This window comes from Pseudoalteromonas sp. MT33b (assembly GCF_014117385.1).
Taxonomy (GTDB): domain Bacteria; phylum Pseudomonadota; class Gammaproteobacteria; order Enterobacterales; family Alteromonadaceae; genus Pseudoalteromonas; species Pseudoalteromonas lipolytica.
The window spans coordinates 331782-347946 of sequence record NZ_CP059832.1; the positions used below are offsets into that span (position 1 = coordinate 331782).

General features: G+C 40.2%; 19 protein-coding genes. 13 read left to right on the forward strand and 6 right to left on the reverse strand.

Annotated elements, in window-relative coordinates; all coding sequences use genetic code 11:
* The first annotated feature begins 40 nt into the window (after positions 1-40).
* Together H3302_RS17515 and H3302_RS17520 are read left to right on the forward strand one after the other, a co-directional pair.
* The gene (locus H3302_RS17515) at positions 41-886 is read left to right on the forward strand and encodes a mechanosensitive ion channel family protein (RefSeq protein ID WP_075593436.1); all 846 of its coding nucleotides are present in this window, start codon (positions 41-43) and stop codon (positions 884-886) included.
* Positions 887-1075: 189 nt separating this feature from the next.
* Positions 1076-1876, forward strand: coding sequence for an alpha/beta hydrolase (locus tag H3302_RS17520; protein WP_182396711.1), 801 nt, complete (start codon positions 1076-1078; stop codon positions 1874-1876).
* Here H3302_RS17520 and H3302_RS17525 read toward each other — a convergent pair.
* Both H3302_RS17525 and H3302_RS17530 read right to left on the reverse strand, forming a co-directional pair.
* Positions 1873-2208, reverse strand: coding sequence for a zinc ribbon domain-containing protein YjdM (locus H3302_RS17525; RefSeq protein WP_074988514.1), 336 nt, complete (start codon positions 2206-2208; stop codon positions 1873-1875). The genes H3302_RS17520 and H3302_RS17525 overlap by 4 nt on opposite strands.
* Positions 2209-2307: 99 nt before the next feature.
* The gene (locus tag H3302_RS17530) at positions 2308-2877 is read right to left on the reverse strand and encodes a DUF3365 domain-containing protein (protein WP_182396712.1); all 570 of its coding nucleotides are present in this window, start codon (positions 2875-2877) and stop codon (positions 2308-2310) included.
* Between the two features lie 227 nt (positions 2878-3104).
* Here H3302_RS17530 and H3302_RS17535 point away from each other — a divergent pair, with 227 nt between their 5' ends.
* Positions 3105-3569: a thioredoxin family protein gene (locus tag H3302_RS17535; RefSeq protein ID WP_036972428.1), complete on the forward strand. Its 465-nt coding sequence runs from the start codon at positions 3105-3107 to the stop codon at positions 3567-3569.
* On the opposite strand, the gene H3302_RS17540 is transcribed toward H3302_RS17535, so the two are convergent.
* Positions 3544-6054, reverse strand: a complete 2511-nt coding sequence (locus tag H3302_RS17540; protein ID WP_176714564.1) for a bifunctional diguanylate cyclase/phosphodiesterase — start codon at positions 6052-6054, stop codon at positions 3544-3546. The two genes, H3302_RS17535 and H3302_RS17540, sit on opposite strands and share 26 nt — an antisense overlap.
* 174 nt (positions 6055-6228) lie before the next feature.
* Here H3302_RS17540 and H3302_RS17545 point away from each other — a divergent pair, with 174 nt between their 5' ends.
* From H3302_RS17545 to H3302_RS17555, 3 genes are read left to right on the forward strand one after another with little or no spacing between them, the layout of a single operon-like run.
* The gene (locus H3302_RS17545) at positions 6229-6816 is read left to right on the forward strand and encodes a DUF4202 domain-containing protein (RefSeq protein ID WP_036972426.1); all 588 of its coding nucleotides are present in this window, start codon (positions 6229-6231) and stop codon (positions 6814-6816) included.
* Between the two features lie 21 nt (positions 6817-6837).
* Entirely contained in the window at positions 6838-7353 is a 516-nt protein-coding gene (locus H3302_RS17550; RefSeq protein WP_182396713.1) for a zf-TFIIB domain-containing protein, read from the forward strand.
* The gene (locus H3302_RS17555; RefSeq protein ID WP_182396714.1) at positions 7346-7741 is read left to right on the forward strand and encodes a DUF805 domain-containing protein; all 396 of its coding nucleotides are present in this window, start codon (positions 7346-7348) and stop codon (positions 7739-7741) included. Before H3302_RS17550 ends, H3302_RS17555 begins: the two co-directional genes overlap by 8 nt.
* Positions 7742-8158: 417 nt before the next feature.
* Here the strand turns inward: H3302_RS17555 and H3302_RS17560 are convergent, their stop codons facing one another.
* Positions 8159-9157, reverse strand: a complete 999-nt coding sequence (locus H3302_RS17560; RefSeq protein WP_182396715.1) for an NADP-dependent oxidoreductase — start codon at positions 9155-9157, stop codon at positions 8159-8161.
* Between the two features lie 195 nt (positions 9158-9352).
* Between H3302_RS17560 and H3302_RS17565 the strand changes: the two genes are divergently transcribed.
* Positions 9353-9778, forward strand: coding sequence for a MarR family winged helix-turn-helix transcriptional regulator (locus H3302_RS17565; protein ID WP_036972421.1), 426 nt, complete (start codon positions 9353-9355; stop codon positions 9776-9778).
* Here the strand turns inward: H3302_RS17565 and H3302_RS17570 are convergent.
* Complete coding sequence (locus H3302_RS17570; protein ID WP_182396716.1) at positions 9775-10092, reverse strand: glyoxalase; 318 nt, start codon at positions 10090-10092, stop codon at positions 9775-9777. The two genes, H3302_RS17565 and H3302_RS17570, sit on opposite strands and share 4 nt — an antisense overlap.
* Positions 10093-10164: 72 nt before the next feature.
* Between H3302_RS17570 and H3302_RS17575 the strand changes: the two genes are divergently transcribed.
* A complete protein-coding gene (locus H3302_RS17575) occupies positions 10165-11178 on the forward strand; it encodes an IS110 family transposase (protein WP_065979998.1) in 1014 nt (337 codons plus the stop codon).
* A gap of 469 nt (positions 11179-11647) precedes the next feature.
* Here the strand turns inward: H3302_RS17575 and H3302_RS17585 are convergent, their stop codons facing one another.
* Positions 11648-11998 carry a hypothetical protein gene (locus tag H3302_RS17585; protein ID WP_182396717.1) on the reverse strand — a complete coding sequence of 117 codons (351 nt, stop codon included), beginning with the start codon at positions 11996-11998 and terminating at the stop codon, positions 11648-11650.
* Between the two features lie 952 nt (positions 11999-12950).
* On the opposite strand from H3302_RS17585, the gene H3302_RS17590 reads away from it, so the two are divergent.
* The 5 genes from H3302_RS17590 to H3302_RS17610 are packed head-to-tail and all read left to right on the forward strand — an operon-like array spanning position 12951 to position 16145.
* Positions 12951-13145, forward strand: a complete 195-nt coding sequence (locus H3302_RS17590) for a hypothetical protein (protein ID WP_155950855.1) — start codon at positions 12951-12953, stop codon at positions 13143-13145.
* Positions 13146-13169: 24 nt separating this feature from the next.
* Positions 13170-13910, forward strand: a complete 741-nt coding sequence (locus tag H3302_RS17595) for a hypothetical protein (protein WP_182396718.1) — start codon at positions 13170-13172, stop codon at positions 13908-13910.
* Positions 13897-14655 (forward strand): hypothetical protein, encoded by a 759-nt coding sequence (locus H3302_RS17600; RefSeq protein ID WP_182396719.1) that lies wholly within the window; start codon positions 13897-13899, stop codon positions 14653-14655. The genes H3302_RS17595 and H3302_RS17600 overlap by 14 nt, the downstream gene beginning before the upstream one ends.
* The gene (locus H3302_RS17605; protein ID WP_182396720.1) at positions 14642-15400 is read left to right on the forward strand and encodes a hypothetical protein; all 759 of its coding nucleotides are present in this window, start codon (positions 14642-14644) and stop codon (positions 15398-15400) included. Before H3302_RS17600 ends, H3302_RS17605 begins: the two co-directional genes overlap by 14 nt.
* The gene (locus H3302_RS17610; protein ID WP_074988523.1) at positions 15387-16145 is read left to right on the forward strand and encodes a hypothetical protein; all 759 of its coding nucleotides are present in this window, start codon (positions 15387-15389) and stop codon (positions 16143-16145) included. Before H3302_RS17605 ends, H3302_RS17610 begins: the two co-directional genes overlap by 14 nt.
* Positions 16146-16165: the final 20 nt, after the last annotated feature.

A 16165-nucleotide genomic window follows, 5' to 3' on the forward strand; every position in this document is an offset into this window, starting at 1 on the left:
TTAACGAATTGAAATATAAATATATTATACAGGACATAGTATGAAACAAACGGTTAGCGATTTTTGGCTTAATCACTCACAGACTATTATTGCGCTGGGCTACAAATTGGTGTTGGCGATTGTAATTTTGATTGCCAGTGCGCTTATCGCCAAGTCTGTGAAAAAGGCGATTAAAAACTCTCATTCAAAACTGAATAAAGTAGACGACACACTCTTGCCTATTTTGTCATCGGTTACAGGCTATACGGTATATGTGATTGGTGGTGTGTTTATTTTAGATATTTTTGGCGTAAATACCGCAAGTTTGATTGCGTTAGTGGGGGCCGCAGGCCTCGCGATTGGTTTAGCGCTTAAAGATACTTTAAGTAATATTGCTGCTGGCATGATGTTACTTATTTTAAGGCCCTTTAAAGTGGGTGACTTTGTTGAAATAGGTTCAATGCAAGGAACAGTTTCTGAAGTTAATTTGTTCACCACTATTTTTCAAACCATCGATGGCTTATATATCGCATCACCGAACGGGATTGTGTGGGGCAACAATATTAAAAACTTTACTCGAAATGGTAAACGCCGCATGGATATTGTTGTGGGTATTTCGTATGCCGATTCGATTGATGAAGGGTTCGATGTTTTAAAACGTATTGCTGCCAGTGAACCTCGCTTACTTTTAGAGCCTGCACCTCACGTTATGGTATCGGCTATGGCCGAAAGTGCAGTTAATATACAGCTTAGAGCGTGGGCTAAAAATGACGATTATTGGCAAACGTATTGGGATTTAAATAAGCGCGTTAAAGAGTCAATCGAAGACGCAGGCTTAACGATTCCATTTCCGCAGCGTACCTTACACATACCCGAACGGCTTGTTACTAAAAGCGAGCCTGTGTGAAATAAAAGCCACAATTGTGGCTTTTATTGTTTAACCACCATGGGTGGTAACAATGCATTATGGTAAAGATAAACAAACGCTCACTCAGGACCCAATTGCCAATGATGTTTTACAATTTAAAAACGACAAACATCGACATCAGCACACATAACCTGCCGTTTCGATGGGTTAATAAATGGTATGAACGGCATGAATACACAGTTTAAAAATAAACCACCCGTTGTCCTTATTCATGGTATGTGGAGCACCGCGGTGGCTATGCAAGACGTGGCGGCAGTATTTACGCAACAGGGCTTTGAAGTTCATGCATTAACGTTGCCAATGCATTTTGACAAATCAAGTTATACAACGGCAGATAAACAGACATTAGCGAAGCTGCGCTTACAAGATTATGTTGCGTTTATTATGGCAGAAATAGCCAAGCTTGATAGGCCTGCCATTATTGTTGGTCATTCGATGGGTGGGTTACTGGCTCAATTGGTTGCTGCAAGGACGCATGTTGCCAAGCTTATTTTACTTTCATCAGCCGCACCGGGGGGGATCAATGCATGGAGTTGGTCTGTTATTCGCACATTTGGACGTAATTTATTTTTATTTCCGCTATGGCGGCGGGTAACACATATTACGCTTGCGCAGATTCGTTATGGTATTGCGAATACGCAACCTGAGCCGGTTCAGCAGCTAATATATCAGCATGCGACTTATGAGTCGGGGCGGGCTACATTTCAAATGGGGGTAAGTGGCTTTTTTCCAACGGGTTATTCACGCGTTAATAGTGCATCAATTCGCTGCCCAATACTTATCATTGCGGGCAATAAAGACAGGATCACCCCCATCAAAGCACAGCGAGCAATGGCAAAAAAATATGCCCGAAATAAGGCTCAGTTTATTGAGCTTGAAGGTGTTTGTCACTGGACTGTGGGCGGCGAGCATGTTGAAGTTGTCCGCAGCGCCATGTTGTCATGGCTGGCTGAGGACGCGCAAGCTTAAGCTTTCTTTACAAATTTTGCGGTGACCATCATTTCGCCGATACCGTCTACTTTACAGTCGAGCTCGTGGTCTTTTTTATCGAGCACTCTTCGAATAACAGCTTTGGTGCCAATTTTAATGACTTGTGAGCTGCCTTTGATTTTTAAATCTTTAGCAACTGTCACTTTATCGCCATCTACCAATAAAGTGCCGTTGGCATCTTTTACTGTGATCACGTCATCGCTATTTACAGCTGTTGGATTCCATTCATGCCCACATTCAGGGCATATGAGGTTGTTTTGATCTGGGTATACGTATTCCGATTGACACTTTGGGCAAGGAGGGGTCGACATAAACTACACCTAGGTTAATTTTATTTGCGCTTATATTAATGGCTAATGGTGCACTATGCGAGCCTAAGTTACTTACAAATACACCATCATGGCATTGTATTAGGGGGTTTCCAGTGTTTTGCTCACAGAAAAAATGCCTCTTAAATCGCCTAGTTTATACCCAGTTGCTAAGTCGTTAGGGTAATGATTATTGAGCGCTTGTTTTACCTCTGGTGATATTTTTTCACCGTGACAGGCTAAACACATCGGGGCAACTTTTATGGCTTTGGCAAAGCGAAACTGACCATCGCGGGTGGTTGAAAATGTGACATTCTCGATGCTTTCGCTGTTTCGTAGCATGTCCAGAAGTTCGGCTATTTTCTCGGCCTCCCAACCATCAGGTTTATTGTTCGGGTTGCGGTGTTTGCTGCTTTTACGAGCGACTTTCCAGCCATTGATTGACAAACTTTCAGCGATAGCGGGCGCCTTCATTTGGCACACATCAATCCCTGCAACAAGCCCACCTTGCTGTATTGCCTCACCAAGTTCAGATTTGAGTGTGTTTGCAAATAATGCAATGCGCTCAACGGCTTCGCTCTCCAAACTCGCGATATTTGGCGGTGTTGTTTGTGCATAGCTCATTGAACTGAAAAGTACTAAAAGACCGCTGACTCTTTTTGCTGTGACCATGGTGATTCTCATTATATTAGTTATAACTAATATAATAGGGTAGATTTTAAGATTTTGCGAATAGCGTGTGTTCATAGGCCGAATTGAAAGTAGGGATGTTGATTTAACCCTATTCATCGTAGAGGTTTATTTAAGAACGTTTTATGTTGTTTTGAACGCACCTAAAACTGGTGTAAATAAGCGCAATTAGTTATTGTGGGACTTTAATAGCGTAGAGAATAATAATTATGAAATATGTATTGAGTGCCTTTGTGGTGCTTTTGTCAACGACGCTGTTTGCCGCTGAAGCGCCCTATGCTGGCGATATAACGGTTGCAGACTTACTTAAAAACTACGCTGAATTTAGCGAAGAATATGAAGACTATTCGCCAAGCGAAAATGACCTAAACACAATAAAAGCACTGCAAGGCAAGCAAGCTTTAGTTTTTTTAGGTACGTGGTGCCATGATTCAAAACGCGAAGTACCGCGCTTTTTAAAATTGCTTGATATGGCTAAAGTGCAACTTGGTTCATTGCGTTTAGTTGCGGTTGGCTACGACAAACTCGACCCTAACGGCCTCGCAAAGAAGCATGACTTACGTTACACCCCTACCATCATTATCAGTGATGATGGCACAGAACTTACCCGAATGATTGAAAAGCCTCAGCAAAGTATTGCCCGCGATCTTACGGGGCAGGATCAAATTCAATAAACTTTTCGATTGGTAATGGCATTGAAATTAAATACCCTTGAATGTAATCAATGCCTTTATCACTGACCAGTTGCCATTGTTCTGAGCTTTCGACCCCCTCGGCAGTGATGGTTAAGTTTAAATGATGCGCCAAGTCACTCATGGTTTGTAAAAAAAGACCGTCACGCGGGTTTTCAACGCAATTACAAATAAACGCGCGATCTATTTTCACGTTATCAAGGGGGAATTGCTGTATGGACGCAAGCGATGAATAACCCGTTCCAAAGTCATCAAGCGATAAATCAAAGCCCGCTGTTTTTAGTTTGTGCATTAAGCTAATGGCATATTGTGTGTTTTGAAAAAGAGCAGACTCAGTGATCTCAAGGTTTATTTCTTGATCTGCCGGGAACAAGGTCATTTTTTCTTGGCTTAAACGTTTTACGAGATGCGCATCTGAAAACTGTTTACGAGACAGGTTTATCGACATTCTTATATGAATGTTATTTTCCACTAATCGGTGACAGTCTTCAGCGACTTTGGCAATGATCCACCGCGATAATAAGTTGATCAACGCAGACTGCTCTGCAATGGCGATAAATTCGTTTGGTGACACATAGCCCCTAACAGGATGCTGCCACCTAACTAATGCCTCGCATGCAACCAACGCCCCTGTTTTGGTATTAAGAATGGGTTGGTAAACCATACTCAATTGCTTACCGGTAGAGAGGGCGTGACGCAAATCACTTTCTAAGTCGCTCTTTGCTATCAGCTTATCTTTTAGAGACTGGCTGTAAATAGTGAATGTTTTTTCTAAGCTATGGCACTCATTCATTGCAATAAGTGCCGTATTAATTTGCTCTCTTGCATCGAGACTTTGTAAATGAGGATAACCCACACCAATATAAAAATGATAAAAGTGGGCCGTGCCTGCGGTTTCAATTAAACCAGCAACTTGGTGTTGAAGTTTATCAACAAAGGTTGCAAGCTTTTCATCAAAAATAGCTTCTTTTAACAGCAGTAGAAAACACCCGGGTTTAATATGGGCGCAAAATGCGTGGTAGTGCTCTGCAAACTCTATTAAACGATTGGCAATGATTATTTGTAATTCGTTTATGAAATTATGACCATAGATATCTTCGAGTTGTCGAAAGCCTTTTATTTCAACGCATAACAAGGTAAGTCCTGAGTTATATTGATTTTGAGGACATAAGCTGGTGATGTATTTTTCAGTGTAATGGCGATTAGCCAGTCCGGTCATTGGATCAAAATTAGCCTGCCGATAGAGTTCATGTTGCTGGTGTTTTTCGTCACTGACGTCTTCGACAGTCCCCACTAAAGTGTTGGTTTTAAAGTTCCACTCTGCAAGTTCGTGAAACCAGCGCTTTTCGCCATTAATTTTTATGGTGTACTCAAGCTCTATAGGCGTATTTGGGCGTGAATTGATAAAATTTAAAAAGGCATTTTTATAAAAACTGTCGATGCTGTTACAGATAGCGTTGATCGTTTGTTCTGCCGAATCTGAGTTAAAAAGCACTTTGGCTTGGGCTGATAAATGACGCGTTCCCGTATCGGGTGATAAGTGCCAGCTCCCCACACCACTCAATGATTGTGCTTGTTTGAGTGCTAACGCTTGTTCTGAAAGTTCGACTGTTTGCTTTTGTACTAATTCTTCTAAATTATGCTCGTGCTCGCGAAGACGCGCCGTGATAAAAAACAAATAACAGCTGATAGATGACAACAGCAGTGAGAACAGCAGTAAAACAGCAATTTCGGTGTGACTACGCAATATAAATTGGTCTTTAATGCCGACTACCCATTGCTGATTTTTTATCATGATCGGCTGAGTTAGCCATTCACTTTCATCAAACGTCTGATTAGCGAGTAAAGGCCGGTAATTGGTGTCTTGTTTTTGCCAGACTTCAAAACGATGAGATGCAGAGGCAAGTTTAGGTTTAATATTGCTTATAAATTCAGGAAAGCGCAGCACAGCAATACTAAAGCCCCAAAGGGTGTCTTGTTTAAAAATAGGTAGGCGTGCGACTAACCCTTGTCCACCTTGTGAGAGCTCTTTAGGCCCATCAAGTTGCATTTGTTTGGTTTGTATCGTTTTTTGCAAAGAATCTTGGATGGTTTTATTTTTGAATAAGTCTGCATTGATGACACTTTCATGGCTTAGTAATGGATAGCTGTAGGCAATAATTCCGTTTGGCGCCAACTGGATCGTTTGGCTGCCATCGCTGTGATTAAGGATTTGTTTGGCGAGTGTTTCGAACTGCTCTTGTGTGTATGAATAGTCACGCATTGCTGCGCGCACTAAATAAGGGCCTTGAAGGGCATTGAGAATGGCCTTTTCAACATCGCTACTGTAACTATTCAGAATCGTTTTTTGTTCCAGCTCATGCATTTCTTGCCTATCAAAATACACCTTGAATGCAATCGTTGAAAATAAGCCGAAACTAATGATAAAGGAAAGTAACGATTGAGAGATTTTATTTTTCTTCAGCAAGGGCATCCCTAAACTCTTAGGCAATTAAAGTATGAAATTACTTACTGAAAAATACTAGTTTAGGGTTGCTTTATTGTCTAGCAAAGCTCAATAATTACTCATCAATTTCAACAAAATAGCAAAATGTAACAGACCAGATTACAATAACTTGCAAATACTTAAGAAAGAACTCCTATGTACCAAGCTGTAATAAAAGCAATAGATAATGCAAATAATGCTGATCCAAATAGTGTGAAGTTCGAGGGGCAGTCATATGCAAAAGAATTCCTTTATGCGATGCGTATGACAGACATGCTAACGCGTTTTAAACCTGACGCTGATGAGTTAATGCACATTGCTGCACGAGGTCAGCATATTGAACGTTGGCGCTCACCTCGCAGTGATTTCCCTTTAGGTAAGCAGGGTTATTATCAGTGGCGAGGCGCGTTATACGATTTTCATGCTGAGCGAGTGACTGCGCTAATGAAAACTGCGGGCTATTCAATAGCTGATTGTGAGCGTGTGTATGCTGCGGTTGCTAAAAAGAACATTAAACATAACCCTGACAGCCAGCTGATAGAAGATATTGCAAGTTTGGTATTTATTGAGCATTACATGCTTGATTTTGCAATGAGTAAACCTGATTACGACGAGGCGAAATGGCTGGGGATCATTCGTAAAACATGGCAAAAAATGTCGAGTGAAGCACATGAGTTTGTTTTAGCTGGGCAAATCGCATTGCCAGAACCATTAAAACCGCTTATTTTAAAAGCGCTTAACTAATATTAAAAACAAGGATGTTTTATGGATTGTCCACGCACAAATACACCCCTTAATGAGGTGAGTATTGGCGATACTAAGGTGTATTTTTCATCAACGGGTGGCGTGTTTTTTGATAATCGGCAAATATTTCACTTCAGCGATCCCAATTTAAAAACAGCACAGGTGCTGGTCGCACACTTACAAACATTACCGACAGAATGCATTGATCTTACCAAGCGGATTAATTGCCCTAAGTGCCCTGATATCGTGATGATGCGGCGTTTTTTTACCCCGCTTAAAGTAGTTGAGTTAGATGAGTGCCCCAACTGTGCCGCGATTTGGCTTGATAATGGTGAACTTGAAAAAATTCATGAAAATCACCTAACCCCAAAAGAACGTGAACTATTCCGTCTCGATATGGCAAACAACCATGGCTTTATTCAAGTTAAGATCCCAAAAAGGCGTTATTCTGTTGATGCTGAAAAACCAGAATCTAAGGCAAGCTCATCATTAGAAAAACTGGCACAGCTGGCATACTTATCGCTTTTGAATGGCTGATAACCTATATAAAGCCCCTGAGGCTGAGCTAACTCGCAAAGCTATGTACCTCTCGAAACCTCGAGATTTAGCTATTTGTGATGTACTGTTTTCTTTTCAAGGGCGTTTAAATCGTAAACAGTTCTGGTTTGTACATGGGTTTTATCTATTGACTCAGACCATTGCTGTCATTGATGTGTTTTTATTTATTGGTGTCTTTATTTTATTTCAATGGCCACTCATGGCGTCCCAGACTAAACGTTGGCATGATATTGGAAAATCAGGCTGGAACTGCTTACTTTGGTTTGTCCCCTTGGTTGGTTTAATGATGACATTTATTGAAGCAGGGCTAAGTAAGGGACACTTGATTAGGAATCAATACGGTGGTTCGCTCTACCGTGCTGATTAAGTAATTTAGTGGGTTGAATTTATGTATTTTTAAATAAACTGTTCAATAACGCAAAAAACGAAACTGTGCGAGCCATTGCTAATACCATTGTGCAATAATACTTAATCATTGTGAGTGATTAAACCAGTCGCTACCTGCGTTAAACATGTCTGATTTACGACTGCATGGATGCAGGTAGAGCAATGCAGGAGCAATTGCCGAGCACAACTAAATAACGACATTTTTGCTTTGTTATCAACGCGGTTTTATTGCCTAAAAATAGACCACTTAATTAAGCACAGTGGTATAAAACATCGTTATGCTGTGTTTTTGTTTCATATGTGTTTCTGGTTTTGAGAATGGTATTTTTTAAATTTTTTCACTATTAAAAAGCCTGTGTCAGCGAAGACACAGGCTGTTTATTACACGTTTAGCGTGTTATAGCTTAACCAGCATTTTGCCCTTATTCTTACCTTCGAATAAACCAAGAAAAGCATTTACGGCATTTTCTATGCCTTCGTATACTGTTTCTTCAGACTTAACTTTACCTTCACTGAGCCATGCGCCCATTTGCTCGATAAATTCAGGGAATTGGTCAAAATAATCAATAACAATAAAGCCCTGTACGGTTAACTTTTTAGAGTTAATGAAGAATAAGTTATTTGGCCCAGGTTGCGCCGTGTCGTTGTTGTAACCTGAGATCATGCCACAAACAGGAATGCGGCCGTAATCGTTGATCACATTTAATGCTGCTTCAAGGTGGTCGCCACCGACATTTTCAAAGTAAACATCAATCCCTTGTGGAGCGGCTTGCTGAAGTGCTTGAGTAAGGTTTTCAACGGTTTTGTAGTTGATTACAGCATCAACCCCTAAGTCTTTAACCATGCGTGCTTTTTCATCTGAACCCACCGAGGCGATAACTTTACAGCCTTTTAGCTTAGCAATTTGGCACACAACACTGCCGACTGCGCCAGATGCAGCAGACACAAACACAGTGTCTGTTTCTTTTAGAGTGATAACTTTTGTAAGGCCTGCCCATGCAGTTAAACCTGTCATACCCATGGTGCTTAAAAATAATTGATCAGGCAGTGGAACATCAGGTAATAAGGTTAAGTCGCTGCCATCGCTAATGTGTGCAGTGCGCCAGCCACTAAGGTGAGTTACTTTACTGCCAACAGGAAATTGGTTGTTACGTGATTCAATTACTTCGCCAATGGCACCGCCATCCATAACGTCGTTTAATTTAAAGGGTTCGATGTAAGATTCACGATCTATCATACGTGGGCGCATGTAAGGGTCGACTGACATCCAGGTGTTTTTAATTAAGACTTCACCGTCTTGTAGTTCAGGCAATGTTATTTCTACTTGCTTGAAGTTATTGTGGGTCGGCATGCCTGTAGGGCGTGATACTAAATGAATCTGTTGACTTGTAGCCATAAAAACCTCGTATTTTTTAATCTAGCAATGCTAGTGAAATAACAAACTAAGATTTACGCAAAACATTTGCGCGCAAACTATTTGTGATCAATTTAATGATCTTTTAGGCAAATGGCAAGTGTTATTCGAAAATAATTTGCGCGCAAAGTAAATTAACGTAATAATAGCCGCAGTAATTATCTTTAAGGCACTGCAATGACTCAAAACTTATCAGACAATGTGTGTTTTACGCTTTACAGTGCGACTAATGCGCTAATAAGAGCGTTTCGCCCTTTACTCGAAGCGTATGACTTAACCTATCCGCAATACATCGTGATGCATTCTTTGTGGTACAGAAATCAAGTAAGCTTAAAAGAGCTTTCTTTTGATACGCATTTAGACTCAGGCACACTGACCCCTATTGTGAAACGGTTAGAAGCAAAAGGCTTGTTAACTCGCCAAGTCTCTAGTGAAGATGAACGCAAAAAAGTGATCTCGTTAACAGAGCAGGGCATACAGCTTAAAACAGACGCGGAAGAATTAACGGCTAAGTTAATGGCACGCTCTAATATGAGCTTAGATCGCCTTGAGGAACTTCGCGTGCTGACACTAGAGCTGCATACCGAGCTGACAAAAAGTTAAATCTCAATGAGGCACACCAATGTACCTTCAATGGCCCTTAAATAGGCATAATGTTGGGCGTCTTTTTTTGTCGGTGGGCATAAAGGTTCAGCACCTGCAAGTACGGCTTTATCGTAGCTTTGTGCTAGGTTTTCACAACTAAATCTTAATTCAAATCCCAATGCGGGTTGCTTCGGGTGCGCGCGAATGTAGCCTTGCTTAAAATAAGATTGCGCGTGTGGGTGAGTGGCAAACGCTAATTTCACCGTGCCCGTTACGAGCTCGCCGTACTCTGCATCGTCACTAATATGATTAATGGAATGGACTCTCTCCACTCCCCAACGGCGTCATAATGCGCCATAGTAGTTTAGGGTAAGTTTTAGCGTAAACAAAGTAGAGAGAGTCACATGAATAAAATAACAATTGGATTAGATATCGCCAAGAACATTTTTCATTTAGTTTGGTTATCAAACTCGGGAAAAGTGCTCAAAAAGAAAAAGCTCAAACGCACTAACATGAAAGAGTATTTTTGTAATTTAGAGCCCGCAATTGTCGTCATGGAAGCGTGTGGCTCATCAAACTACTGGGCACAAAGTATTCAAAACTATGGTCATGAAGTGAAAGTTATCGCTCCACAATATGTAGTCCCTTACCGAAAAGGAAATAAAAATGATTTCAATGATGCAGAAGCGATAGCTGAAGCTTCACAACGAGTGAATATGCGATTTGTGCCAATAAAAAGTGTAGAGCAACAAGACATTCAACTGTTGCACCGTATAAGAGAGCGGCGAATAAAATGTAGAACGGCCTTAGTGAATCAAACCAGAGGCCTCTTAGCCGAATATGGTATTAGCCTCTCGCAAGGCGTTAATCAAGTGAGAAAGTCTATCCCCGATATTTTAGAAGATGCGAGTAACATGTTAACGCCATTGTCTCGTCGATATATAGCCAGTTTGTATGATGAATTAATTGAGGTAGATAAGTTAATCACGGATTTGGATAGCGAGATAAAAGCTTTAAGCCATCAGATAGAGCAGTGCCAGAAATTAGAAACAATGACAGGAATAGGTCCCATCATCGCAACAGCTTTGTATAGTGCAATAGGTGATGGTAAAACCTTTAAAAGTGGACGTCATATGGCAGCCTGGCTGGGACTAGTTGCCAAACAGCATACGACTGGCGATAACCCCAAGTTAAAGGGAATAAGTAAACGAGGAAATACTTATTTGCGAACTCAGCTGATTAATGGTGCCAGAGCTGCGTTAGTCAAATCGGGGAGTAAAGCTGACAAGGTAAGCTTATGGGCAAATAACCTGCGGGAGCGGCTGCCATTTAATAAAGCAGTGGTTGCATTAGCGAATAAAATGGCGCGAATGGCATGGGCGATGACCGTAAAACAAGAGAGGTACAAATTTGTATAAAAACATTAACCGCAATTAAAAGACAAAAGTTCAATAGCAAAAATTGCAAAGATTGAGATTGACGGAAAACGGTTCATAGCCGTCCTATTTAAACCTGATAATACCAAAGGCTGTTAGAAGCCGTCGAGATTGATAAGGTGATAGGGGCGGATATCCATCAGGGCTAGAGCGGATAAATCCGCTCATAAAAAAGCCGAATATATGGCAGCAATGAACTTTGAAATTCTATCAATTACTGTCTTGCAATCGGAGAGAGTCCATATATGGTATTAAAACCAAATGCTTGATAATAAAAGTCGAGTACTTCTTCTACGTTATCGACGTAAATAACCTGACTTATAAACTCCATTCATTGTGCTCTTGTTTTTATTCGTCCTATAAATAAAGCACAGTTTTTGCTGTTTTGCAGGGATAAAAAAACCTTGTAGGCAAATGCGTACAAGGTTTTTATAGTTGTTAGAGTTCTTGCCTAGCTCTTCTGTCTTATGAATTTGGTATTTATATCACTTAAATTATTACACAATGGAAATGGTGCTGAAATATCGATAGTAAATGATTGCAATATGACTTGGTCATCAATTATTGCACGAATAATAACCGTGGATTGCCCAATATCTGAATCAGAAGGCATCCACGTTATTTCATTTTGGTTAATTACCATGCCACTAGGTGCTTTAACAAGGCTATATTCAACGCCTCCAACATAATTAACAGTAATGGAATATGAAAATATCTCTTCAATCATAACTTGGGTGGAAGGGGTTGAGGTAAACTCATAATCACTAACAGGAATGTCTAGATCAACATCTGATTTATTCAAACGGCTTAGCTTACCATCAAACCAGGTTAAAATACTCTCGCCTACTTCCTGTAAGACCACTATTCGCGAATTACTTGGAACAGAGCCTATATCATTCCCATCTTGATCTTGAGATAACTCAATATAAGAGCCCTGAGTTTGACCGAAATATCCATTGCCATAAGCCTGGTATGATGCATCGTTGTGCTAAATATTTAACCCGCTACCGGTGCTTCTTGTACCGATAACTGCATATTTATCACCTGCATTTATGTTGCCAACAAGTTCAGATGATGATGTTGCCTGAGCTCTTAAATTGACTCTTTTTATATGCTCAGAAATTAAAAATTATGAAAAAGCATGAGGAGAAAAATATACATAGATAAATAAACGTCCTTGTTAGTTGAATAAATTAAGCTGTTTTTTATTTTCAATGTTATTTGAGTTGTTTAATAGCTAATTGTTGTTTTTTCTTTTTGTAGTTATATTTTGTTTGTTTTTATTTTAATGTAGTGATTTATTATGCTTTCTGTTTTTTAATATTTATTTTGTTTGATACATTATTGAATTGATGTAATGTTTGTTTTAATAAAGGGGGAGTTTTAATGATAAGGAATAGTTATGGAAATTAGGCCTAGTAGTTTTGTATCTTGTTTTTTTGGTTGGTTTGCTGCTTTTTAGCTCTAAATTACTCGCTGTTAATTTAAATGATGTCAATCAAATAGAGTCTGAAATAGAAGATCTTAGAACGTAAGCTGGTTATGGTTTAAGTTATATTCAAAATTTAGTTATACAGCTCAATAATGTTGAGATTAATCTAAATAAAGAACGTGTGTTAAACAATGAAAAAATTTCTTATCTTGATTTTATTTTGAAAAATAAACTGGCCTTATTAAAGCATGTAAATGAGAGTTGTTTATATGGTGTTCTTAATCAATAGCTAATAATGTTAATGGTAGGTACAAATAAAAGCATGACTCGCTATGAAAGAGATGAAGCGCTTGGTTATATTTTAAAAAACAATAAAGCTGATTTATTAAAAGAGTTAGGGCTATTGTTTGATACAGACAACGGCCTTGTTTTATCGCCTGAGCTGGCGCAACTTGCAAATATTTATGGCTACCAAATTAGTGGCAGTGCCGACAACCCCATTATTAGCGCTAAATAATTATTAAAATAGAAGGTTAATAGTGTGAAAAATTTAGTAATGTACTGTGTGCTACTGGCGTGTTTTTTGACATCAGGCTGTGATTTTTTATTTGATAAAGCACATGGTTATCGTGGGCCCATTGTTGTGACGATTGAAACAGAGGATGGCTCAGTGCCAGAATTTCCTTTTTTAATAGAGTCGGGCTATTCGGAATCGTGTGGTCACAGTAGTTGTGGTATTGAATTTGGTTATAAATATTTTAAAACTGCCTATGCTAATGAGCCAATTACCTTCCCTCGTGAGCGTTTGGATTTATTACAGCCCAACGCCTATGCATCGATTGAGTTTACGGTTACCCATCCTAATTATCACCAAGGCGGATTTCCGCGAGGTTTTGGGCCTACCGATGCTGATGATCCTATTCATATTACGTTTACCGTTAAGCCGTTTGCTGAACAAATGAATAAAGTAGCTGGGTGGGCCGAGCAAGGCAAAGTGATGATGCAGAACGCGGCACCAGATAGTAATGAGCATTTCAATGGGAAAATGCAGCTTTGGCAAGAGCGCTTTAATTTGGGGGCGACGATTACAAGGCACATTACGGTGATCAAAACTATGTACTTACCCCATTTTTCAAAACGTATGCAACAACGCGTAATTGAAAAGTATCAACCGATTTTTAGAGCGTGGTATTACGGTGTACCCGAAACGGATTGTTGGAACAAAATGACTTGCCAAGAACATATTTTAAAGCCAAGGGAAGCTGAATATGAAGGATTATAAGCGTAAAACTGCACTGCAATTTTACTGTGTGCTACTGGCGTGTTTTTTGACAACAAGTTGCACTACGGTATTCGATAAGGCTCATGGCTATCGTGGACCCATTGTTGTGACGATTGAAACAGAAGATGGCTCAGTGCCAGAGTTCCCTTTTTTGATAAAGTCGGCCTATTCAGAGTCATGTGGTCACAGTAGTTGTGGTATTGAATTTGGTTATAAATATTTTAAAACTGCCTATGCTAATGAGCCAATTACCTTCCCACGCGAGCGTTTGGATTTATTACAGCCCAACGCCTATGCATCGATTGAGTTTACTGTTACCCATCCTAATTATCACCACCGCGGATTTCCGCGAGGCTTTGGGCCCACCGATGCTGATGACCCTATTCATATCACGTTTACCGTTAAGCCGTTTACTGAACAAATGAAAAAAGTAGCTGGGTGGGCGACTGCCCCTAAACAAGACATGCAAAACTTTGCACCTGATAGCAGGGAATATAAAAAAGCAGACATTAGGTATCGCCAAGCGCGCTTTAATTTGGGGGCGATGATTAAAAGGCACATTACGGTGATCAAAACTATGTACTTACCTCATTTTTCAAAACGTATGCAACAACGTGTAATTGAAAAGTATCAACCGATTTTTAGAGCGTGGTATTACGGCGTACCTGAAACGGATTGTTGGAGTATGGTTAAATGTAGAAAGCAAATTTTAAAGCCAAGGGAAGCTGAATATGAAGGATTATAAGCGTAAAACTGCACTGCAATTTTACTGTGTGCTACTGGCGTGTTTTTTGACAACAAGTTGCACTACGGTATTCGATAAGGCTCATGGCTATCGTGGGCCTATTGTTGTGACGATTGAAACAGAGGATGGCTCAGTGCCAGAATTCCCTTTTTTGATAGAGTCCGTGTACACAGAGTCATGCGGTCATAGTAGTTGTGGCATAGACTCCGGTTATAGATACTTTAAAACCACGCATGCTAATGAGCCAATTACCTTCCCACGGGAGCGTTTGGATTTATTACAACCCAATGCCTATGCAACAATTCTTTTTAAGGTTACTCATCCTAATTATCACTACAATGTATTTACGCGGGGCTTTGGGCCCACTGATGCTGATGACCCCACTCATATCACGTTTACCGTTAAGCCGTTTACTGAACAAATGAAAAAAGTAGCTGGGTGGGCGACTGCCCCTAAACAAGACATGCAAAACTTTACACCTGATAGCAGGGAATATAAAAAAGCAGACATTAGGTATCGCCAAGCGCGCTTTAATTTGGGGGCGATGATTAAAAGGCACATTACGGTGATCAAAACTATGTACTTACCCCATTTTTCAAAACGTATGCAACAACGCGTAATTGAAAAGTATCAACCGATTTTTAGAGCGTGGTATTACGGTGTACCCGAAACGGATTGTTGGAACAAAATGACTTGCCAAGAACATATTTTAAAGCCAAGGGAAGCTGAATATGAAGGATTATAAGCGTAAAACTGCACTGCAATTTTACTGTGTGCTACTGGCGTGTTTTTTGACAACAAGTTGCACTACGGTATTCGATAAGGCTCATGGCTATCGTGGGCCTATTGTTGTGACGATTGAAACAGAGGATGGCTCAGTGCCAGAATTCCCTTTTTTGATAGAGTCCGTGTACACAGAGTCATGCGGTCACAGTAGTTGTGGCATAGACTCCGGTTATAGATACTTTAAAACCACGCATGCTAATGAGCCAATTACCTTCCCACGGGAGCGTTTGGATTTATTACAGCCCAACGCCTATGCAACAATTCTTTTTAAGGTTACTCATCCTAATTATCACTACAATGTATTTACGCGAGGCTTTGGGCCCACTGATGCTGATGACCCCACTCATATCACGTTTACCGTTAAGCCGTTTACTGAACAAATGAAAAAAGTAGCTGGCTGGGCGACTGGCCCTAAGCAAGACATGCAAAACTTTACACCTGATAGCAGGGAATATAAAAAAGCAGACATTCTGTATCGCCAAGCGCGCTTTAATTTAGGAGATATGATCACAAGGCACATTACGGTGATCAAAACTATGTACTTACCTCATTTTTCAAAACGTATGCAACAACGGGTAATTGAAAAGTATCAACCGATTTTTAGAGCGTGGTATTACGGTGTACCCGAAACGGATTGTTGGAGTATGGTTAAATGTAGAAAGCAAATTTTAAAGCCAAGGGAAGCTGAATATGAAGGATTATAAGCGTAAAGCTGCACTGCTTT